Source organism: Microbacterium sp. AG790 (genome assembly GCF_003634765.1).
Taxonomy (GTDB): Bacteria; Actinomycetota; Actinomycetes; order Actinomycetales; family Microbacteriaceae; genus Microbacterium.
In genome coordinates this window covers 591,786-612,093 of record NZ_RBWZ01000006.1, presented here as the reverse complement: position 1 = coordinate 612,093, position 20,308 = coordinate 591,786, and the positions used below count along the sequence as shown (strand labels likewise).

The 20,308-nt window shown below is 70.3% G+C and carries 17 protein-coding genes; 12 read left to right on the top strand and 5 right to left on the bottom strand.

Annotated features, from left to right (window positions below):
* Nucleotides 1–22: 22 nt before the first annotated feature.
* Together DEU37_RS03430 and DEU37_RS03425 are read right to left on the bottom strand one after the other, a co-directional pair.
* Nucleotides 23–769 carry a sulfurtransferase gene (locus DEU37_RS03430; RefSeq protein WP_121189253.1) on the bottom strand — a complete coding sequence of 249 codons (747 nt, stop codon included), beginning with the start codon at nt 767–769 and terminating at the stop codon, nt 23–25.
* Between the two features lie 20 nt (nt 770–789).
* On the bottom strand, nt 790–1,740 hold the full coding sequence (locus DEU37_RS03425; RefSeq protein ID WP_121189252.1) for an aldo/keto reductase: 951 nt from the start codon (nt 1,738–1,740) through the stop codon (nt 790–792).
* Between the two features lie 56 nt (nt 1,741–1,796).
* Between DEU37_RS03425 and DEU37_RS03420 the strand changes: the two genes are divergently transcribed.
* The 5 genes from DEU37_RS03420 to DEU37_RS03400 all read left to right on the top strand — a co-directional run bounded on the left by DEU37_RS03420 (nt 1,797) and on the right by DEU37_RS03400 (nt 5,659).
* Complete coding sequence (locus DEU37_RS03420; protein WP_147424845.1) at nt 1,797–2,129, top strand: hypothetical protein; 333 nt, start codon at nt 1,797–1,799, stop codon at nt 2,127–2,129.
* Nucleotides 2,130–2,313: 184 nt separating this feature from the next.
* The gene (locus tag DEU37_RS03415) at nt 2,314–2,805 is read left to right on the top strand and encodes an FBP domain-containing protein (RefSeq protein ID WP_121189627.1); all 492 of its coding nucleotides are present in this window, start codon (nt 2,314–2,316) and stop codon (nt 2,803–2,805) included.
* Nucleotides 2,806–2,850: 45 nt separating this feature from the next.
* Nucleotides 2,851–3,882, top strand: coding sequence for an LLM class flavin-dependent oxidoreductase (locus tag DEU37_RS03410; RefSeq protein ID WP_121189250.1), 1,032 nt, complete (start codon nt 2,851–2,853; stop codon nt 3,880–3,882).
* Nucleotides 3,883–4,056: 174 nt separating this feature from the next.
* Nucleotides 4,057–4,701, top strand: coding sequence for a dihydrofolate reductase family protein (locus DEU37_RS03405; protein WP_121189249.1), 645 nt, complete (start codon nt 4,057–4,059; stop codon nt 4,699–4,701).
* A 22-nt stretch (nt 4,702–4,723) separates the two neighbouring features.
* The gene (locus DEU37_RS03400) at nt 4,724–5,659 is read left to right on the top strand and encodes a PHB depolymerase family esterase (RefSeq protein ID WP_121189248.1); all 936 of its coding nucleotides are present in this window, start codon (nt 4,724–4,726) and stop codon (nt 5,657–5,659) included.
* A gap of 278 nt (nt 5,660–5,937) precedes the next feature.
* On the opposite strand, the gene DEU37_RS03395 is transcribed toward DEU37_RS03400, so the two are convergent.
* Nucleotides 5,938–7,242, bottom strand: coding sequence for an esterase family protein (locus DEU37_RS03395; RefSeq protein WP_121189247.1), 1,305 nt, complete (start codon nt 7,240–7,242; stop codon nt 5,938–5,940).
* A 70-nt stretch (nt 7,243–7,312) separates the two neighbouring features.
* Entirely contained in the window at nt 7,313–10,105 is a 2,793-nt protein-coding gene (locus tag DEU37_RS15140; RefSeq protein ID WP_310790672.1) for a lamin tail domain-containing protein, read from the bottom strand.
* 224 nt (nt 10,106–10,329) lie between these two features.
* Here DEU37_RS15140 and DEU37_RS03385 point away from each other — a divergent pair, with 224 nt between their 5' ends.
* The 5 genes from DEU37_RS03385 (at nt 10,330) to cydC (ending at nt 17,000) form a co-directional block, all read left to right on the top strand.
* Nucleotides 10,330–10,953: a metalloregulator ArsR/SmtB family transcription factor gene (locus tag DEU37_RS03385; protein ID WP_005051389.1), complete on the top strand. Its 624-nt coding sequence runs from the start codon at nt 10,330–10,332 to the stop codon at nt 10,951–10,953.
* 100 nt (nt 10,954–11,053) lie between these two features.
* Complete coding sequence (locus DEU37_RS03380; RefSeq protein WP_121189246.1) at nt 11,054–12,499, top strand: cytochrome ubiquinol oxidase subunit I; 1,446 nt, start codon at nt 11,054–11,056, stop codon at nt 12,497–12,499.
* Between the two features lie 8 nt (nt 12,500–12,507).
* Nucleotides 12,508–13,542 carry a cytochrome d ubiquinol oxidase subunit II gene (gene cydB, locus DEU37_RS03375; protein ID WP_121189245.1) on the top strand — a complete coding sequence of 345 codons (1,035 nt, stop codon included), beginning with the start codon at nt 12,508–12,510 and terminating at the stop codon, nt 13,540–13,542.
* Nucleotides 13,543–13,620: 78 nt separating this feature from the next.
* Nucleotides 13,621–15,324: a thiol reductant ABC exporter subunit CydD gene (gene cydD / locus DEU37_RS03370; RefSeq protein ID WP_121189244.1), complete on the top strand. Its 1,704-nt coding sequence runs from the start codon at nt 13,621–13,623 to the stop codon at nt 15,322–15,324.
* Nucleotides 15,321–17,000 carry a thiol reductant ABC exporter subunit CydC gene (cydC, locus tag DEU37_RS03365; RefSeq protein ID WP_121189243.1) on the top strand — a complete coding sequence of 560 codons (1,680 nt, stop codon included), beginning with the start codon at nt 15,321–15,323 and terminating at the stop codon, nt 16,998–17,000. Before cydD ends, cydC begins: the two co-directional genes overlap by 4 nt.
* Nucleotides 17,001–17,002: 2 nt before the next feature.
* On the opposite strand, the gene moaA is transcribed toward cydC, so the two are convergent.
* Entirely contained in the window at nt 17,003–18,073 is a 1,071-nt protein-coding gene (gene moaA, locus DEU37_RS03360) for a GTP 3',8-cyclase MoaA (protein ID WP_121189242.1), read from the bottom strand.
* Nucleotides 18,074–18,247: 174 nt separating this feature from the next.
* Between moaA and DEU37_RS03355 the strand changes: the two genes are divergently transcribed.
* Both DEU37_RS03355 and DEU37_RS03350 read left to right on the top strand, forming a co-directional pair.
* Nucleotides 18,248–19,759, top strand: a complete 1,512-nt coding sequence (locus DEU37_RS03355) for an HNH endonuclease signature motif containing protein (RefSeq protein ID WP_121189241.1) — start codon at nt 18,248–18,250, stop codon at nt 19,757–19,759.
* Between the two features lie 12 nt (nt 19,760–19,771).
* Complete coding sequence (locus DEU37_RS03350; RefSeq protein ID WP_121189240.1) at nt 19,772–20,287, top strand: tetratricopeptide repeat protein; 516 nt, start codon at nt 19,772–19,774, stop codon at nt 20,285–20,287.
* The last annotated feature ends 21 nt before the right edge of the window (nt 20,288–20,308 follow it).

Genomic DNA, 20,308 nt, shown 5'->3' with positions numbered 1-20,308 from the left:
CGCTGCGGACGCGCGCCGCCCGTCACCCCGCCGCGGTCGGCGCGAGTGCGCTGTCGACGGCGACGCGCTCATCGAAAACGAAGCAGTCGCCGCGGTAGTGCGCCTGGCCCTGCGCGGCGAACCACCCCAGGATGCCGCCGTCGAGCTGCCAGGCGTCCACCCCCTCCTCGCGGAGGACCAGCGCCGCCTTCTCGCAGCGGATGCCGCCGGTGCAGTAGCTGACCACCGTCTTCTCCTGCAGCTCGTCCCTGTGCGCGGCGACGGCATCCGGAAACTGGGTGAACCGCTGCAGGCGCCAGTCCACGGCTCCCTCAAAGGCGCCGTCGTCGACCTCGAACGCGTTGCGCGTGTCGAGCATGACGACCTCGCGGCCCGCGTCGTCGTGCCCCTGATCGAGCCACCGGCGCAGCGTCTCCGGCGAGACCACCGGAGCGCGACCCCGCGCCGGACGGATCGTCGGGCGGTCCATCCGGATGATCTCCCGCTTGAGCTTGACCAGCATCTTGCGGAACGGCTGCGCGGACGACCAGCTCTCCGTGGCCCGCAGCGCCGCGAACCGGGGGTCTGTGCGCAGTTCGTCGAGATAGGCGCGCAACGGCTCCGGCGCACCCGCCAGGAAGAGGTTGATCCCTTCCTCGGCGAGGATGATCGTCCCGGTCAGTCCCGCCGCGACCGCCCGCTCCCGCAGCGGCCCGCGCAACTGCGCGGCATCCGTCAGCGGGGTGAACAGGTAGGCGGAGACGTTGAGCACGGCGGGAGCGGCAGACACCGTTCGAGCCTACGGCGCGCTCACATGTCAGCCGGAGTCCACTCCGAGACCTCGTCGAGCTCGGCGACCTCGTCCGCCGTGAGCTCCACGCGACCGCCGTCGAGAAGGTCGGCCACCTGCGACAGCTTCGAGGCCGACGCGATCGGGGCGACGACGGTCGGCTTCGCGCGCAGCCAACCGAGGGCGGTCGCGGCGATCGAGACGTCGTGGGCCTTGCCGATGCGCTCGAGCACCTGGATGATCTGCAGGCCCTGCGGCGTGGCGTAGACCGCGGCACCCTGCGCGCGCGGCGTGTCGTGGGCCGCGGCATCCGTCGAACGGTACTTGCCCGTCAGGAACCCCTTCGCGAGCGAGAAGTAGGGCACCAGCGACAGGCCGAACTCCTCGGCGACGGGCACGATGTCGTTCTCGGTCTCGCGGTGCACGAGGTTGTAGTGGGGCTGGATCGCGACGGGCTCGGCGACACCCAGCTCGCGGGCGATGCGCACCCACTCACGGATGCGGTCGGCGGAGTAGTTCGACACGGCGGTGTAGCGGACGAGACCGTCGGACACGAGCTGGCCGAAGGCCGCGACCGTCTCCTCCAGGGGCGTATCGGCGTCGTCGAAGTGCGCGTAGTACAGGTCGATCGACTCGACGCCCAGCCGCTCGAGCGACGCCTCCGCGGCGGCACGGACGGTGGATGCCGCGAGGCCCCGGAACTGCGGATGCTGGCTGACCTTGGTGGCCACGGTGACGTCGGTGTGGCCGCGCTCGGCGAGCCAGGCGCCGATGATCGTCTCGCTCTCGCCTCCGGTGTGTCCCGGCGCCCACGCGCTGTAGGAGTCGGCGGTGTCGATGAAGGTGCCGCCACCGGCGTGGAACGCGTCGAGGATCCGGAAGGACTCCTCGCGGTCGGCCGTCCAGCCGAACACGTTGCCGCCGAGGGCGAGGGGGAAGACGTCGATGTCGGTGTGCGCGATGCGGGTCATACCTCGATCCAACCACCGGCGTGGCGGACGTGTTCCCCGGGCCTTACGCTGACGTCATGATCGGGGCTACCGTCATGTGGTTCTTCCTGGTGATCCTCAGCGCGGCACCATTGTGGTTCTGCTGGTACGCCTGGGACACGGCGCGCCGACGCCGGCGAGGCGAGGCCGTCTCTCGGCCGTCCGGCGGCTCCTTCGGGTTCGACGAGATCTGGCGTCCGAGCGCGGCAGAGGCGCAAGCGGTGTGGGAAGCGGAGCAGATCACTCCCGCCCCCGCCCCGATTCCCGGTGACGGCCCGGGCGTGATCACGGGCGGTCGCATCGTGATCGAGACCGGCCTTCGACCCCCGCGCGCCACCACCGCAGACCAGAGGCGTAGCCTGGAGGGGTGAGTATCGGGAACGGCCCCCGACGTGTGGGCCAGAGGGAGGTCATCGGCGAGCTCTTCGCCGATGAGAGGTGAGTTCGCCTCGGCGCCGTGAGCCGCGTTTCAGACGCGCCCGGCGCCGAACGTCGACCTCGCTTCACGGATGCCGCCACGGCATCCGCCCTTACGACCTCACGAAAGGCATGCTCATGCACGCACTCACCGAAGCGCAGATCCGCGCATCGCTCATCAACGTCACCCAGTCCGAGCGCCGCAACCTCACCCTCCCGAACGGCGTCTCCGACACGCCCTGGGACGCGCTGCAGTTCTACGGCGCACGCGACCGCAAGCTCGCGCTGGTGGGCTACGTCGTCGTCGAACTCGACGGGGAACCGACCGGGCTGTTGCTGCGACAGGCCGACGCACGACCGAAGAGTCGCGCGCAGTGCTCGTGGTGCAACGACATCCATCTGCCCAACGACGTGCTGCTGTTCACGGCCAAGCGCGTCGGCGACGCCGGACGGCGCGGCGACACAGTCGGCACGCTCGCCTGCGACCGCTTCCAGTGCAACGAGAACGTGCGACGCCGCCCCGCGTCGGCATACATCGGGTTCGACATCGAGGCCGCGCGCGCGACGCGCATCGCCGCGTTGCGCGAGAACGTCGAGGCCTTCGTGCGCAGCGTCCGCGACGGCCGTTGACCCATTCAGTGGAATGGATATCGGAAGCGTAGCGTTGTCGTCATCATGCAACGTTTCGGAACTCTCTCGTTCGGCCACTACGGCCCGCTCGGCGGCGGTCGCGAGCTGACCGCCGGCGACATGCTGCACCAGGCGATCGATCTCGCGCAGGGCATGGACGATCTCGGCGTCAACGGTGTCGCGGTGCGGGTGCACCACTTCGCCCGCCAGCAGGCGGCGCCGATGCCGCTCTTGGCGGCGATGGCCGCGAAGACGAAGCGGATCGAGGTCGGCACCGGCGTCATCGACATGCGCTACGAGAACCCGCTGTACCTCGCCGAGGAGGCGGCCGCGGTCGACCTCATCTCCGACGGTCGGCTGGCTCTCGGCGTCAGCCGTGGGTCACCCGAGACGGTCGTGCGCGGCTACGAGAAGTTCGGCTACACGGCATCCGACCCGCGCGGCGCCGACCTCGCACGCGAGCACATGGACCTGTTCCTGCGCGCGATCGACGGCGAGGGCCTGGCCGAGCGCGACGCCAACTCGCCTTTCGGCGGCGGTCACGGACTGCAGCGCATCGAGCCTCACGCGCCGGGTCTGCGCTCGCGCGTCTGGTGGGGCGCGGGCTCGCGCGACACGGCCGAGTGGGCGGGACGCACGGGACTGAACCTGATGTCCTCGACCCTCGTCACCGAGGCCGACGGGCGCCCGTTCGACATCCTGCAGGCCGAGCAGATCGATCGTTTCCGCGCCGCCTGGGCGGAGGCGGGCCACGCCGGCACGCCGCGGGTCTCGGTGAGCCGATCGGTGTTCCCGATCACGACCGCCGAGGACGAGCTGTACTTCGGCCACAGCCAGGAGGGCGACGGCATCGGCTACATCGACGGCTTCCGCTCGACCTTCGGCAAGACGTATGCCGCCGCGCCCGACGTGCTCGTCGACCAGCTCCTGCAGGATGCCGCGGTCATGTCCGCCGACACCCTGATGCTCACGATCCCGAGCCAGCTGGGCGTGGAGTTCAACCTGCGCATCATCGAGTCGTTCGCGACGCACGTCGCGCCGGCTCTCGGCTGGCAGTCGACGCTCGCGTCGGCCTGACCTCTCCCGCGCAGAGGTTTCGAACACGCAGATTCGGAGATGCGCACCGGATGCGGACCGCGGATGCCGCGGCATCCGCATCCGGTGCGCGGATCCGCATCCGGTGCATCGCTGACCATGTCCCCGGCGCCGGCGCTCTTGCGTCGCGGCGGCGCATGACCGACGCTGGTCGTCATGAGCCGCGTGCGCCTGGATCTGAACATCTCTCTGGATGGCTTCGCGACGACCACGGATCAGACCCCGGACAAACCCTTCGGTGAGGACTGGGGACGCCTCACCCGCGATTACACCGCGACACGGACGTTCCGCTCGCGCGTCCTGCACGACGACACGGGTGCAGGGACCACCGGCGTAGATGACGCGTATGCGCAGCGCTACTTCGCCGACCTCGGCGCCGAGATCATGGGCGCGGGCATGTTCGGCCTGCACGAACACGGCGACGATCCCCAGTGGCAGGGCTGGTGGGGCGACGAGCCGCCCTTCCGGGTGCCCGTGTTCGTCCTCACCCACACGCCGCGGCCGCCCATCGAGATGGCCAACGGCACGAGCTTCCACTTCATCGACGCATCGGCCGAGGATGCCCTCGCCCAGGCGCGCGCCGTCGCCGCCGGCGGTGACATCCGTATCGGCGGAGGCGGAGCGACCGCGCGCTCCTTCCTCGATGCCGGACTGGTCGACGACCTGCATGTGGCCGTCGTGCCGATCATCCTCGGCCGGGGCATCCGCCTCTGGGACGACCTGCGCGGCCTGGAGAACGGGTACGAGGTCCGCGCCGAGGCGGCCGAAAGCGGCGTGACCCACCTCACATTCCGCCGCTGAGGGATCGGGAAGGCAGCCGCAGATGCGCCGGGCGATCGCCGTCATCGCACTGCTCACCCTCGTGGCGAGCCTCGCCGCGTGCGCACGCTTTAGGGTGGATCCACCCGCGCCCTCCCCTGCCACAGCAGGCGCCCCCGTCGGCAGGTCGGAGCATCAGCTCACCGTCGACGGCCAGGAGCGGTCGTATCGGCTGTACGTGCCCGCTCTTCCCTCCGCGCCGGCCGCACTCGTCGTCATGCTGCACGGCGGCTACGGGTCTGCTCAGCAGGCCGAGGCGTCGTACGGATGGGACCGGATCGCCGACGAGCACGGCGTCGTCATCCTCTACCCCGACGGTGACGGCCGGGCCTGGAATGCAGGTGGGGGATGCTGCGGCTCGTCCGCCCGCGACGGCACCGACGATGTGGCGTTCGTCGCCGCGGCGGTTGCCGATGTGCAGAAGCGGGTTTCGATCGACGCCGGGGCCGTCTTCGCCGCCGGCATGTCCAACGGCGCGATGATGGCCTACCGACTCGCGTGCGAGACGACGCTCTTCGCCGCGATCGGCCCCGTGTCAGGAACGATGCCGGTCGGGCTGGAGTGCACCGCTCCCGCCCCGACCTCGGTGATGGCCGTGCACGGTGTGGACGACACCCGTGTGCTCTACGACGGGGGCGCGTCCACCGTGGGCACCGCGCGGATCGACGCCACCGCGCAACGGGATGTGCACGCGCTCTGGGCACGGGCGGCCTCGTGCGAAGAGGATGTCACCACCTCGGCGCCGCCGCTGAGCACCGAGACCGCCGCCTGCCCCGACTCCCGCACGGTACAGCTTGTCAGCATCGCCGGATACGGCCACGAATGGCCCTCACCCGACGGCGCATCCACGCCCCAGGGCGAGCAGGTCTACCGGGGATGGGATGCCACCGCGCAGCTGTGGTCGTTCTTCGACACGCACCGACGAGCGGCATCCGGCTGAGCGGAGACGAACGGTGAAGATGAACGATGAAGGCGACCGTCGCATCCCCCCAGACCGACAGTCGCCTTCATCGTATCGCTGCCCGGCTTCGGGCGCCGGATCGCTTAGTCACGACGCTACGTCTTCGAGCCGCAGACGCCCAGTGAATATGGCCAATCTTGCGCCAACCTGCACATTCGGTTGAATAGAGCGCTCTTGCGGCCTCGCGAGCCGCTCGGAGCGCACGGATCTTGCGCAAGTCTTGAGGAATTCGATCTTGACGAGAAGTCAACAGCTCGCTACCGCGTCTGAGCGACCGAGAGTCCGAGAACGGGATAGAGCACGGTGAAGCCCTCGACCAGACCGAGCTTCAACGCGTCCCCGGTGTGCCCGACGCCCGGGATGTCGTAGCGGGTGACGACCATCCCCGCCTTCCGCGCGGCCGCAGCGAGGGTGTCGGCGTGCGCCATGTATGCGGGGTCGGCGGATCCCGCCGTGAACACCGCCGTCATCCCGGCGTACGTCCCGGCCGGAGCGGCCGCCAGGATGTTCACGGGCTTGGAGGCTTCGAACGCCGCGCTGCTGCCGCCGTAGACGGTCTTGGTGATGTTGGCGACCTGCTCGGATCCCGGGAAGGGCTCTCCCGAGATGTCGAGGATGTTCTTCCACATCGCGGGGTAGTCGGCCCCGAAGGAGATCGCGCACCCTCCTCCGTTGGAGTATCCGGCGATGGTCCAGAAGGCGGGGTCGTTGATGATGCGCAGGTGCGCCTTCGCCCACGCGACGACGTCCTGCGTCACGTAGGTGCGCGCCCGGCCGAAGGCCGCAGAGTCGGCGCACGCGGTGTCGGCGTTGGCGGAGCCGACTTGATCGGCGACGATCACGATGGGCGCCAGGCCGTGGTTGCGGGCGGCGAACTCGTCCAGCACGTCGCTGATCGCGGTCGGGTCGGGGTTTCCGGGATGGCCCATCATCATGATGACCAGCGGCAGGGCCGGCGCGTTCGGAACGAGCGCGGCGGGAGGCAGGTAGATGCCCGCGGGGCGGGCGGCGAAGCCGGATGCCGTGGCAGGAATGACCTGCGTGCCGCGTGACCCCTTGGCCGGCATTCCGGCGGGCGGCACGAAGGACTGCGCGAGCGGAACGGCAGGAACATCGGTTGTGGGCCCGACGTCGGGCAGATCGAGCGGGTCGTAGCCCGAGACACCGAAGAGCGTCGCCAAGGTCGGGTTCAACCCGAAACCGGCGTTGATGCCGATCGCCGCGGCGACGAGAAACACCAGGACGGCGAGGGCGGACACGATCCGCCGCCACCACCTTGCACCCACCAGTGCGCCGAGGGCGACCCCGGAGGCAGCGAGGGCGCCGGCCGCCCACGGCACGACGAATCCCGGCAGGGGCGCCGGGCCGAACAGCTGCATCCGGTCGACGACGTGCACGAGCGCCACGCCAAGCCCGGCTCCCGCGATCGCGCCCCCCGCAGCCCACAGAATGGTGCGCCTGTCCCAGCGACGCACGAGCACGACCAGAAGGAACGCTCCCGCGACGGTGTAGACGATGATCGGGACAGCGCCATCGATGATGGGCAACTGCCAGATCTGCATGCACCGACTCTATGGGCAGAGCCTCCATCGACGCTGAGTGCGGCGCGCACGCGCTCCGCGTCGGCGCAGATCAGAGGACGAGGCTGACCGAGCGCCGACGGCGCAACAGCCCGGCTCCCAGGAGCACCGCCAGCACCGCCGCCAGCGCGACCGGAGCGAAGGCCGCGCCGTCGTCGCCCGTCGAGGCGAGGACAGCGGCGCCGACGGTGATCTCGGTCCAGCCCAGCACGGCTCCCTCGGCATCCGTCACCACGATGCGATGTACGCCCGTCGCCATGCCCGCCGGGATGATGGCCGCCACGGTGCGCTCTGCGCTCACGGTGGCCGTGCCGAGATCGGTGGGCGTCGAGAACATCCACATGTGCACACGCTCGCCGGGCACCGCCGCAGGCACGGTGATCGTGACGGCTTGGCCGGGCACCGCGGATGCCGGGGCCTGCAGCCCGCCGCGCGTCGCCGTCGTCAGCGCTGCTGCGGAGGGGGCCGCACCGGCCGTCGGCGCGAGCGTGGCCGATGGCGTGGGCGTCGCAGACGGCTGGCCGGTGGGCTGCGGCGTGCCCGTGGGCGCCGGGGTGCCCGTCGGAGCCGGAGTCGGGGTCGGCGAGGCGTCGGTGCAGGTCAGCGTTCCGCTGCGCAGCGAGAACCCGTCGGTGCGGGCGTCGTCCGCGTAGAAGGTGGGCGTGACACCGTCGATGCAGGCGTCGCCGAGGGCGAACCCCTCGTTTGCGACGTTCGCCGTCTGCGCGGGGCGCGCGTAGATATGCGTCTGCTGGAATGTTCCAGCCGATGCCCCCGCCCCGGCGATCGCGTACGTCGCGATCCGTCCGTCGCAGGCGTCGTCGCAGACGATCCAGAGCTGGTCTCGAGAGAACTGCACCTCCGCGACGACGGGGAACGGCGAGGCGATCGTCGCGATCCGCGCGAACGAGCCGTCGGTGGCGAGAGCGTAGGCGTACACCGCGGCGATGCCCTCCACACCGACGAAGAAGAGCCCGTCGCCGTGCCCCGGATAGCGGGCGGGGTCGTACGGGGCGCCGGTGGTGGCGTCCACGAATCCGCGGGCACTGAGCCACGCGTCCGGAATCCAGGTCAGCCCTTCGATGCCGGAGTTGGCGCCGAGGCCGGGGAAGTCGGCGGCGAGGTTCCACTCGGCCGTGGCGGTGAGCTCACTCGCCGTTGCCGATGGCTGGTAGCGCAGCACCGCGGGACGGCTCACCTTGTTGTCGTCGTTGTCGCGCTCGCTGCCCACGTAGACGGCGTCGCCGACGGCGGTGACGGCCTCGGCATCCACCCGCCCCGACCCGTTCGGATAGTGCAGCGCCTTGCCGTCCGCCCACCCCGGCGCCTGTCCCCACGCGTCGCCGTCGGCGACGAGCCGGTGCAGGCGTCCACGGCCGTTCTCGACGGCCCAGAGCGTGCCGTCCGCGACGTCGAGACCGCTGAGGTTCGCGTCGGGGTACTCGTTCTTCTGATCGAGCACGCGCACGCTCGCGCCTCCCGGCCACGCCTCGGCCGCGGGCGGGTCGCCGGCACACGCGTTGGCGGTGCCCGGAGTGGATGCCGAGGTATCGGCGAACGCACCAGTCGCATCGGGGCAGCGTCCCCAGGTGGTGCCGGCGTGGGCCGTCCACGAGGTCGCATCGATCTCGGTGGTGCCGTCGCGGTCGAAGAGGTGCACGGCATCAGCGCCCCCGAGTCCGAAGCCGAAGGCCGACTTCTGCAGGAGGAGGTAGCCCTGAGGCGCGATCGTCGTCCCCGTCGGGATCGTGTAGCGGTTCTTCGTGGTCTCGGAGTCGGTGACGACCATGCCCGCGACCGAGATCTCAGCGTGGGAGCGGTTGACGAGCTCGATCCAGTCATCGGGGCTGCCGCCGTTGGACTCGACCTCGTTGATCGCCACCGGCACACCGCACGCGTTGGCCGCACCCTTGGTCGCCGCGACCGTCTCCCGCAGCTCGCCCGTGCCGTCGGGGCAGCGACCGAGCGTCGTCGCGGCGTGCGCCGTCCATGCCGCCTCGGCGATGAGCGTCGTGCGATCCGGTGCGAACAGGCGCACCTTGTCGGCGCCGCCGAGTCCGAACGGGAACCCGGGCGCGGAGCCGACACTCTTCTGCACGACGAGGAACCCGCGCGCCGGCAGGATCGACCCCGACGGCAGCTCGTAACGATGATCGGCGGCGTCGCCGTCGTCGCGCACCTCGTAGCCGGTGAGGTCGATCGCGGCATCCGTCGTGTTGACGAGCTCGAACCAGTCGTCGGGGTCACCGCCGTTGGACTCGACCTCGTTGACGACCACGGCGCCGGACGGCGGCAGCGCGCTCGTCGGCGAGGGGCTGGGTGTCGAGGTCGGGGTGGGCGTCGGGGTGGGCGAGGCTGCGGCGCAGACGTTGGTCGCGCCCGGCGTCGACGTCGTGGTCTGCGTGAACCCGCCGACGCCGTCGGGGCAACGACCGTAGGTCACCGTGGCGTGAGCCGTCCACCCGTAGGAGTCGACGAGGGTCGTGCCGTCGGGACGGAACAGACGCGCCGCATCCGCCTTTCCGAGTCCGAACGTCATCGCCGGTTTGGTGAACACATAGAAGGCGCCCGGCGCGAGGGTCGTCCCCGCCGCAATCGCATCGGTACGGCTGTCGTCGTCGTCCTTGACGATCCAGCCGGAGATGTCGACCGCCGCGCTTGAGGTGTTGACCAGTTCGATCCAGTCGGGGTTCTTGCCGTCGTCGGACTCGATCTCATTGATGACCACACCATCGGAGGTCGCAACGGCGGCAGCCGGCAGGGCGACGGCGATGCCCGCCGACAGGCAGGCGAGCGCGGCGGTCAGCAACGCGGTCACGCGAAGGCGCAAGGGCGAGGAGGACATGTCGGCTCCAGACTCGAGACGAACGCTCGATGAGGGGGTCGGCGGGGCCACGGTGACGGCGGCACTGCCGACGGTTGCGGGTGCGAGAGAACGCCGGATCGACGGCAGGTGAACGGATGCCGACGCGCAGCGATACGGCACGAACGTCCCTTTCCGCGGGGCCGGAAGAAACCCCCGCAGATCGGGGGTGGCGCGCACGACCGACACCGTGAATAATATGAGGTATGACCACAGGTCGCCCGGTTGGGTACAGCGCCATTTCCAGCTATTCACGTGTCGAGATCCTGCACCTCGTCCAGGAGCAGCCGCGTCGCACGATCACCGAGATCGTGGAGGCGACGGGCCTGCACCCGAACACCGTGCGCGAGCATCTGCAGCGTCTGATCGACGAGGGCTACGTCGTGTCGGCGGCGGAGCACCGCACCACCCGCGGTCGCCCGCGCGTGCTCTACAGTGCGGCCGACGGCATCCTGGCCTCCAGCGCCATCCAGCGCCGCAAGGTGCGCGCCGCCGCCGAGCGGGGCGACCTCATGCGCCGCGTGCTGCCGGGAGCCGCGCCCGAGCTCGACACCGAAGCCCTCCATCAGGTCGACGCCCTCGTCGAGGACCTCATCGACGCCGGCTTCGATCCACTGGTCGATGAGCGCGAGCTGACCGTCGACCTCACCCCCTGCGCACACGCCTCCTCCCAGGCCGAGCATCGCGAAGTGCTGTGCCGCGTGCACCTGGGTCTCATGCAGAGCGTGCTCAGCGCCGCCGGCGGGCCTCTCGCCGTCGATGACATGCGCCCGTCCTGCGACCCGCGCGAGTGTGTCGTCCAGCTGATGTTCGCCGGCGCCACGGCCTGATCAGACCTCGGTTCTTTTTCACGGCCCAGGGCGCCTGGGGCTGGGAAATCCCTGTGTAGCTTCAGTCACGAAGAAGACTCCCGCCCTCGGAAGGATGACGATGGACTTCCTGGACCCGCTACTGCTGGCACGCTGGCAGTTCGGCCTGACGACCCTGTATCACTTCATCTTCGTGCCGCTCACGCTCGGCATGTCGCTGTTCGTCGCCATCTTCCAGACGGTGTGGCACCGCACCGGCGACGTGAAGTGGCTGCACCTGACGCGCTTCTTCGGGAAGATCTTCCTGATCAACTTCGCGATGGGCATCGTCACCGGCATCGTGCAGGAGTTCCAGTTCGGCATGAACTGGTCGAGCTACTCCCGCTTCGTCGGCGACGTCTTCGGCGCCCCGCTCGCCTTCGAGGGCCTCATGGCCTTCTTCTTCGAGGCGACGTTCATCGGCCTGTGGATCTTCGGGTGGAACAAGCTCCCCCGCCGCATCCACCTGCTCACCATCTGGATGACGGTCGTCGGCACCTGGCTGTCGGCGTACTTCATCCTCGCGGCCAACGCGTTCATGCAGAACCCGAAGGGCTACCAGATGTCCGCCTCGGGCCACCGCGCCGAGATGGCCGACTTCTGGCAGGTGCTGACCAACCCGGTCGCGCTGACGCAGTTCCCGCACACCATCTCCGCGGCGCTCATGTTCTCCGCCGGTGTCGTGATCGCGGCATCCGCCTGGCACCTCGCACGCAAGCAGAACATCGAGATGCTGCGCCCGGCGCTGAAGTTCGGCCTCTGGGCGATGATCATCGGCTTCGTCGCGGTCTTCCTCTCCGGTGACCAGCTGGGCCTGGTCATGGTCCAGACGCAGCCCATGAAGATGGCCGCCGCCGAGGCGATGTTCAACTCGGCGTGCGGGGCCAATGCCTCCTTCTCGATCTTCTCGATCGGCACCCCCGACGGCACCGGTGAAGTGTGGTCGTTGCGCGTTCCCTACGTACTCGCGTTCCTGTCGACGCACGACTTCAACGGCTGCGTCGAGGGCATCAACGACCTCAACCAGCTCTACACGACGCAGCTGTTCCCGCAGTTCGCCGACCAGGTGAACGGCAACTTCGCGCCCGTCCTGTGGGTCACGTACTGGGCCTTCCGCTGGATGATGGGCTTCGGCCTGCTCTCCACCGCGATCGCTGCTGCGGGCCTCTGGGTCACCCGCAAGAACGCGAAGCGCCCGGTCGCCGGCTGGATGTGGCGGCTCGCCGTCTGGCAGGCGCCGCTGGCCCTGCTCGGCATCCTCGTCGGGTGGATCTTCACCGAGATGGGACGTCAGCCCTGGATCGTGTTCGGTCTGATGCTCACGCAGGACGGCGTCTCGCCGAACGTCCCCGGCTGGACCGTGCTGATCTCGCTGATCGCCTTCACCGCGATCTACGCCATCCTCGCGGTCGTCGAGTTCGGCCTCATCGTCAAGACGGTCAAGGAGGGCCCGCAGCCACTGCCCGGACCGGATGACCCCGACCCGTCCGATGTCCCGGTCGATCAGACCCCGTCCACGGTGTACTAGGAGCTGTCATGGACCTCGCCTACCTCTGGTTCTTCATCGTCGGAGTGCTGTTCGTCGGCTACTTCGTGCTCGACGGCTTCGACTTCGGTGTCGGCATGTCGCTGCCCTTCCTCGGCAAGGACGAGGTGTCGCGGCGCCAGGTGATCAACACGATCGGACCGGTCTGGGACCTCAACGAGACCTGGGTCATCGTCGCCGGCGCCTGCCTGTTCGCGGCCTTCCCGGAGTGGTACGCCACGCTCTTCAGCGGGTTCTATCTGCCGCTGCTGCTGATCCTGCTGGCCCTCATCGCCCGCGGCGTCTCGTTCGAATACCGCCACCAGCGTGACGACCTGCGGTGGAAGCGTCGCTTCGACTGGATGATCGTGGTCGGCTCGGCACTGCCTGCCCTGCTGTGGGGCGTCGCGGTCGCGAACATCGTGCAGGGCGTGCCGATCGATGCCGACAAGAACTTCACCGGCTCGCTCTTCACGCTGCTGAACCCCTACGGCCTCTGGGTCGGAGTGACGACGCTGCTGCTGTTCTTCCTGCACGGCGTCTACTTCGTCGGCCTCAAGACCGACGGCCAGGTGCACCACGACGCGCAGGCGCTCGGCAAGAAGCTCGCGATCCCGACCGTGATCTTCGCGGCCGGAACCGTGGTGTGGACGATCTTCCTCGCCGCCGGTCGCGGCGCCCCGCTGCTGTGGGCGGTCATCGCCTGCGGCGTGATCGCGGCGGTCGCCCTGCTGCTGTCGGTGTGGTTCAACATCGCCGACCGTGACGGCAAGGCGTTCGCGGCCGGCGCGGTCACGATCGTGTTCGCCGTGCTGACGCTGTGGCTCGCCCTGTTCCCCTACGTCATGCCGTCGACGACGGACGATGCGTTCAGCCTGACGATCTCGAACGCGTCCAGCACGCCGATGACGCTGCAGATCATGTCGTGGGCCGCGCTCATCTTCCTGCCGCTCGTGCTCGCCTACCAGGCGTGGACGTACTGGATCTTCCGCAAGCGGGTCACCCGCGCGACGATCGAGAAGGCGGAACTGACCGCAGCCCACTGAGGCCGCCTCACCGGCCCCGGCGCTCGCCCCACGGGTGAGGACCGGGGCCGGTGTCCGTTTATGAGGCAGGATCGAACAATGGCAACCGAAGCCGACCAGGGCCGCACGCGGGTGCGGCCCGTCGACCCGCGACTGGTGCGCTACGCGTCGGCGTCGCGGGCGTTCTTCGCCGCGATCGCCGTGATCGGCGCGTTGCAGACCGCCGTCGTCGTCGCGTTCGCCTGGCTCCTGACACGCGTGATCACGCGCGCCATCGACGGGATGCCGTGGGCCGAGCTGACCACGCTGCTGACCGCACTGGCCGCCGTCATCACCGCCCGTGCGCTGCTGCTGTGGGCACGCGAAGCCCTTTCGGCGCGTGCCGCCGCGCGCGTGCAGGCGCAGCTGCGGGCGCAGCTCGTGGATGCCGTCGGCATCCTGGGCCCGGGATGGCTGGCAGGCCGCAACAGCGCGCAGCTCGCGGTGACCGCGGGGCGCGGCCTCGAAGCGCTGGACGCGTACTTCGGACGCTATCTGCCACAGCTCGTGCTCACCGTGATCGCGACCCCGGTGCTGGTCGCCGTGATGTGGTGGGAGGACTGGATCTCCGGGCTCACGGTGCTGCTCACGCTCCCCCTGATCCCGCTGTTCATGGTGCTGATCGGCCTCGCGACGCGCACGGTGCAGCAGAAGCAGTGGCGCACCCTGGGGCGCCTGGCCGCCCGCTTCGCCGATACGGTCCAGGGCCTGTCGACGCTCAAGGTCTTCGGCCGTCAGCATCGCGCCGTGCGGTCGATCGAGAAGGTCACCGACACCTACCGCGTCGAGACGATGCGGGTGCTGCGTGTGTCGTTCCTGTCGGGTTTCACCCTCGAGCTGCTGGCGTCGATCTCGGTCGCGATCGTGGCCGTGTCGATCGGCTTCCGCCTGGTCGACGGGTCGCTGGCGCTCGCGGTCGGCCTGTTCGTGCTGCTGCTGGCGCCCGAGGCGTACCTTCCGCTGCGCCAGGTCGGCGTGCAGTTCCATGCCGCTGCAGAAGGCGTGGCCGCGACCGACGACGTCTTCGCGGTGCTCGACGAGGCCCGCGAGCTCGCCGCCCGTGCACGGCGTGCGCCGCGGACGGCCGACGCCGCGACGGTGAGCGCCGGCCCGGGACGGCTCGTGCTCACCGGACTGCGCGTCCGGCGCGGCGACCTGCTTCTGCCCTCCGTCGACCTCGTCGCGGAGCCCGGCACCGTCACGCTCATCGAGGGACCGAGCGGCGCGGGCAAGTCGAGCGTGTTCGCGGCCCTCCGCGGCGCGGTCACCTTCGACGGGCACGCCGAGCTGGACGGCACGCCGGTGAGCGCGCTCTCCCCCGCGACGTGGCTGGCCTGGGCCGGGCAGCATCCGGGACTGATCTCCGGCACCATCGCAGACAATGTCGCGCTGGGCGACGATGAGACTGCCGCGGCATCGCGGGGCCCCCTGGTCGCACGCGCGCTGGAGCTCGCCCAGGCGGGCGCGCTCGATCCCGATCAGCAGCTCGGGGTGCAGGGCGCGGGATTGTCCGGCGGACAGGCCCAGCGCGTCGCCGTGGCGCGCGCCGTGTTCCGTCACCTTCGCGCTCGCGCCGCCGTGATCGCCCTCGACGAGCCGAGTTCCGCACTGGATGCCGCGACGGAGGCGGCCCTGTGGCGCGGCATCCGAGATCTCGCCGATGGTGGGGCAACGGTGCTTCTCATCTCTCACCGGCGCAGCGCGCGGGAGATCGCCGACCGCGTCGTGACACTGTCGGCGGCACCGGCGGAGGTCGACGCATGACCACGACGACGGAGGTGCTGCGGCGGGCGATGCCGTCGTTGCGCCGATTCTGGCCGGGCGCCGCGTCGGGCTTCCTCTCGGAGGCGTCGGCGGTCGCCCTGCTCGCCTGCAGCGCGTGGCTCATCGTGCGCGCCAGCGAGCAGCCTCCGGTGATGTACCTGTCGGCCGCCGTCGTGGGCGTGCGCGCCTTCGCTCTCAGCCGGGCCGCCTTCCGCTACACCGAGCGGCTCGCGAGCCACGATGCGGCGCTGCGACAGCTCGCGGTGACGCGCACCGATCTGGTGCGCCGGCTCATTCCGCTCGCCCCCGACGGGCTGACCCGCACGCGGCGCGGCTCGGTGCTCGGCGCTCTCGTCGACGACGTCGACGAGCTGCAGAACCTGCCGCTGCGGGTCGTGCTGCCGCTCGTGTCGTCGGCGACGGTGGCCCTCGGCGCCGTCGTGCTCGTCGGGATCGTCTGGTGGCCGGCGGCGCTCACCCTGCTCGCGTGCCTCCTCGTGGCGGCGGTCGTGGCGGTCGGCTGGGGATGGGTGGCCGGATCGCGCGCCGAACGTTCCATCGCGCCGTTGCGCGCACGCCTCGCCGATGCCGTGCTCGATCATCTCGCGAGCCTGGACGTTCTCGCCGCGTACGGAGCCGACGCGCACAGTGCGCAGCGCATCGCCGCGGCGGATGGCGCTTTGCGGCGGGCGGTGACCCGCCGGGCCGGTGCGCAGGCGGGCTCGACGGCCGTCGTGTCGGTGCTGGCCGGCGCGGCCTCGGTCTTCGCCGTGCTCGCCGCCGTTCCGGCGCTCGGCGACGGGACGATCACCGCTCCCGCCTTCGCCGTGGCGGTGCTCGTGCCGATGGCCGTGTTCGAGGTCTTCGCCGCGGTTCCGGCGGCAGCGTCTTCATGGCGACAGGTGCGCGCCGCGGCCGCACGCATCGCCGAGGCCGTGCCGGACGAGGCACCGGCGGGCATCCCGCTCGAGGTCGCCCGCGACGCCGATGCGCACGCACGAACGGACGCCGCTCTCGGCGATGGCCTCGTTCTGCAGGGCGTCGCGGCGCGCTGGCCGGGAGCCGCAGAGGATGCCCTGCACGCGTTGGATCTGACGGTCGCCCCGGGCGAGCGGATTCTGGTCGTGGGCTCCAGCGGCGCCGGCAAGACCACGGCGGCGCACGTCCTCGTACGCTTCTTGGAGACGACCGCCGGCCGCTACACGATCGGCGGGGTCGATGTGCACGACCTCGACCCCGACACCGTCCGCGAGACGGTCGGGCTCTGCGAACAGCAGCCGATGCTCTTCGACGAGGACATCCGGCAGAACCTCCTCTTCGCCCGCGACACGGCCACGGATGCCGAACTGGAGGCGGTGCTGCAGCGGGTGGGCCTGGGCGACTGGCTCGCCGCGCGCGGCGGCCTGGATGCGCGCGTCGGGGAGCGCGGAGCCCTCGTGTCGGGCGGGCAGGCCCAGCGGATCGCGCTGGCACGGGCGCTGCTGCACGGCTTCCCCGTGCTGGTGCTCGACGAGCCGACCGCCGGCGTCGACGCGGATGCCTCCGATGCCCTCCTGACCGACCTGCTCGGTGCCGTCGGACCCGACCACGCCGTCGTGCTGATCTCGCACGTCGACGTCCCCGCCGAGCTCGTCGACCGCACGGTGCGGCTGACCGGCGGGCGCATCGACGCCTGAGCTCAGCCGCCGATCGCGTTCATCCCGCGCGCAGGCTGCAGGAACGACGGATCGTCGATCGCGTGGCCGGGAAGCTTGCCCGCGATGCAGTCGTGCAGCAGCGCGTCGAGCGCGACATCGTCGGCGCCGGCGCGCAGCAGCGGCATGAGGTCGTACTCGTCGTTGGAGAACAGACAGTTGCGCAGCTGACCGTCCGCGGTGAGCCGCAGGCGGTCGCACGCGCCGCAGAACGGGGCGGTGACCGAGGCGATCACGCCGACAGCGGCGGGTCCGCCATCGAGCAGGAAACGCTCCGCCGGCGCTCCCCCGCGACCCGGAACGGGGTCGAGGCTCCAGCGTTGCGAGAGCGCTGAGAGGATCTCGTCGCGCGTCACCATGCGGGCGCGATCCCACGTGTGACCGGCATCCAGAGGCATCTGTTCGATGAAGCGCATCTCGGCGCCGTGATCGAGCGCGAAGGCGACGAGGTCGACGAGCTCGTGGTCGTTGACGCCACGCATGGCGACCGCATTGAGCTTGAGCGGGTGAAGGCCCGATGCGGATGCCGCGGCGATGCCCGCCACGACATCGTCGAGGCGGTCGCGTCGGGTGAGCTCGCGGAAGCGGTCGCGGTCGAGAGTGTCGATCGAGATGTTGAGGCGGTCGAGCCCGGCATCGATGAGGTCGGGCAGCACCTCGCCCAGGCGGATGCCGTTCGTCGTGAGGGCGACCTCGACGGGGCCGTCGGGACCGACGATCGCGGCGATACGCCGCACGACGTCGACGATGTCGGCGCGCAGCAGCGGCTCGCCGCCCGTCAGCCGGAAGGTCGTGATCCCGGATGCCGCCGCCAGCCGTGCGACCCGCACGATCTCATCGGTCGAGAGGATGCTGGTGCGCGCGAGCCACTCGTTGCCCTGCTCGGGCATGCAGTAGGTGCACCGCAGTGAGCACCGGTCGGTCAGCGAGATCCGCAGGTCACGGTGCACGCGACCGAAACGGTCGACGAGCGGGGCGCCCGGCCGACGGGGCGCGTCGGAGGTCGCGAGGGGCGCGGCGTGTCCCGTGCGCAGCGTGAGCGGGACGGCGACCATGCACCGAGGCTACCCGGCAGATCGACGGCGAAGGCCGAATAGCGCAGTCTCTTGCCAGTTTCGTACATTTGTTCTATAGTGGAGGGGAGAGTCACCCGTCGCATGTCCCCCCTCGCGGCGGGTGAGATCGGCCGCGATGCGCCGGCCAGTCTGTAGGTCTCTAGGGGGTGAATCATGCTCGCGATATCGGACGCTCGTCCGGTCGAGTCGGTCGGGTCCGCGGGTTCGGCGTGGCCGGCGTTGGACGAGCTGGTCGATGGCGTCGTCGACACGCGTCGTCGCGCGGCGGCGGCGCAGGCGGCCGAAGCCCGGTTGCTGGCGGCTGCGGTGGATCTGGTTGCGGATCGGGTGGAACTGTTGCGGCAGGAAGCACAGCAACAGGGGCGGGCACGCGCGCGCTCGTCCGAAGCGGACCTGCCACTGCGAGAGGTCGCATTGGAGCTCGCGATGGCGCTGCGGGTGTCGGATCGGGGTGTGCAGCGGCGCATGTCGGAAGCGTTCCTGCTGCGTGAGCACTTCCCCACCACCTTGAAGGTGTGGGAGGACGGCGGCATTGATGCGGCGCACGCGTGGGCGATCAGTCGCACCGGGATGCTGCTTCGCACGCCCGACGATCGTGCCCGTTTCGAAGCCCTCGCCCTGGAGGCCGCTCGCACGGAGTCTCCGGCGCGGATGACGGCGGCGCTGAAAGTCATCGCTGCGACCATCGACCCCGACGCGTTCACCGACGCCACCGACCGCGCGTACGAGACCCGCTCGGTCCGACTGTTCGACCTGGATGACGGGATGGCACGCCTGATCGCCGACCTTCCCGCACCCCTCGCCTACGCGATCCACGACGCCCTCACCAACCGCGCCCGCAACATCCTCGACCACCCCGACGGCGCCGCCGACAGTGCGGCCGCGAGCGGCGGCGGTGAAGGTGATGCAGACAGTGGAGATGGTGATGACAACGGCGGACCGAGCGTGGTCACGGGGAGGGCTCGCACCACCAGCGACCGTGGCAACGCCGACACCGATCCCGCATCCTGCGGTGGTGCGACCTGCGTGCAGGAGAAGGATCACCGCACGCTCGCGCAGGTGCGCGCTGACATCCTGAGCGACCTGCTGCTCACCGCCACTCCCACCACCACAGCCACCGGGGCGGGGCTCGAGACGGTGATCGCGCAGATTCAGTTGACGATCCCCGCACCCACTCTCGCCGGCGACCCGGACGCAGGTCCGGCGATCCTGACCGGGTACGGACCGATCCAGCCCGCCCTCGCCCGAAGACTCGCCGGGCTCGCACCCGTGTGGGATCGGGTGTTCACAGACCCCATCGCCGGCATTCCGGTCGCCGTCGACCGATACCGGCCGCCCGCGGGCCTTCGCCGCTACCTGAGCGCACGGGATGAACGGTGCCGCACGCCCGGATGCACCCGCCCCGCACACCGATGCGACCAGGACCACACCACCGCCGCCGCGATCGGCGGAGCGACCGCGCACGATAACCTCGCCCACCTGTGCCGACGACACCACACGCTCAAACACCACACCACCTGGCGAGTACGGCACTTCGGAGGCGGAACCCTGCAATGGACCTCTCCCACCGGACGCCACTACGAAGACCACCCGCCCAGCCGCGTCCGATTCGTCCCCGACACCACCACACCGGCACCTGGCGCGGACGAGCCGCCACCGTTCTGAGAGGATCGACGGATGAGCGAGAGCCTCGATGCCGAGTTGGACCGCATCTTCGCGGCGCGAGATCGCGATGCGATGGCGCCGACGATCGCGGCACTCGAGGAGATCCACTCCCGGCATCCCGATCACGCGCGCGTCCTGTACGAGCTCGCGGGGGCGCATGACACCGCCGGTGACGAGAGTGCGGCCGCGGTCCTGTATCCGCGCGCGCTCGGCGCCGGTCTGAGCGGCGACACCCGCCGCCGATGCCTGCTCCAGTACGCCAGTACGCTGCGAAACCTCGACCGGTTCGACGACTCTCTCGCGGTGTTCGCCGACGCACGCCGCGAGTTTCCCGGCTCGGTCTCGCTCGCCGTGTTCGAGGCCCTCAGCCGCCACGCCGCTGGCCAGGTCCACGCGGCCTTCGCCGAGCTGCTCGATGTCGTCGCCGCGCACGCGCCGGCGACGGAGCTGGATCGCTACCGCGCATCGCTGCGCGCAAACGCGGACTACCTGCGAGATCTGGACGTCGCCGCAGACGGCGGGGCGTGACAGCACGCCGCCATCGACGCG

Bases quoted from the DNA above. Each gene is read 5' to 3' on its own strand.
- DEU37_RS03425 (WP_121189252.1), bottom strand. From the start codon at position 1,740: ATGACCCGCATCGCGCACACCGACATCGACGTCTTCCCCCTCGCCCTC.
- DEU37_RS03420 (WP_147424845.1), top strand. From the start codon at position 1,797: ATGATCGGGGCTACCGTCATGTGGTTCTTCCTGGTGATCCTCAGCGCG.
- DEU37_RS03415 (WP_121189627.1), top strand. From the start codon at position 2,314: ATGCACGCACTCACCGAAGCGCAGATCCGCGCATCGCTCATCAACGTC.
- DEU37_RS03410 (WP_121189250.1), top strand. From the start codon at position 2,851: ATGCAACGTTTCGGAACTCTCTCGTTCGGCCACTACGGCCCGCTCGGC.
- DEU37_RS03405 (WP_121189249.1), top strand. From the start codon at position 4,057: ATGAGCCGCGTGCGCCTGGATCTGAACATCTCTCTGGATGGCTTCGCG.
- DEU37_RS03400 (WP_121189248.1), top strand. From the start codon at position 4,724: ATGCGCCGGGCGATCGCCGTCATCGCACTGCTCACCCTCGTGGCGAGC.
- DEU37_RS03395 (WP_121189247.1), bottom strand. From the start codon at position 7,242: ATGCAGATCTGGCAGTTGCCCATCATCGATGGCGCTGTCCCGATCATC.
- DEU37_RS15140 (WP_310790672.1), bottom strand. From the start codon at position 10,105: ATGTCCTCCTCGCCCTTGCGCCTTCGCGTGACCGCGTTGCTGACCGCC.
- DEU37_RS03385 (WP_005051389.1), top strand. From the start codon at position 10,330: ATGACCACAGGTCGCCCGGTTGGGTACAGCGCCATTTCCAGCTATTCA.
- DEU37_RS03380 (WP_121189246.1), top strand. From the start codon at position 11,054: ATGGACTTCCTGGACCCGCTACTGCTGGCACGCTGGCAGTTCGGCCTG.
- cydB (WP_121189245.1), top strand. From the start codon at position 12,508: ATGGACCTCGCCTACCTCTGGTTCTTCATCGTCGGAGTGCTGTTCGTC.
- cydD (WP_121189244.1), top strand. From the start codon at position 13,621: ATGGCAACCGAAGCCGACCAGGGCCGCACGCGGGTGCGGCCCGTCGAC.
- cydC (WP_121189243.1), top strand. From the start codon at position 15,321: ATGACCACGACGACGGAGGTGCTGCGGCGGGCGATGCCGTCGTTGCGC.
- moaA (WP_121189242.1), bottom strand. From the start codon at position 18,073: ATGGTCGCCGTCCCGCTCACGCTGCGCACGGGACACGCCGCGCCCCTC.
- DEU37_RS03355 (WP_121189241.1), top strand. From the start codon at position 18,248: ATGCTCGCGATATCGGACGCTCGTCCGGTCGAGTCGGTCGGGTCCGCG.
- DEU37_RS03350 (WP_121189240.1), top strand. From the start codon at position 19,772: ATGAGCGAGAGCCTCGATGCCGAGTTGGACCGCATCTTCGCGGCGCGA.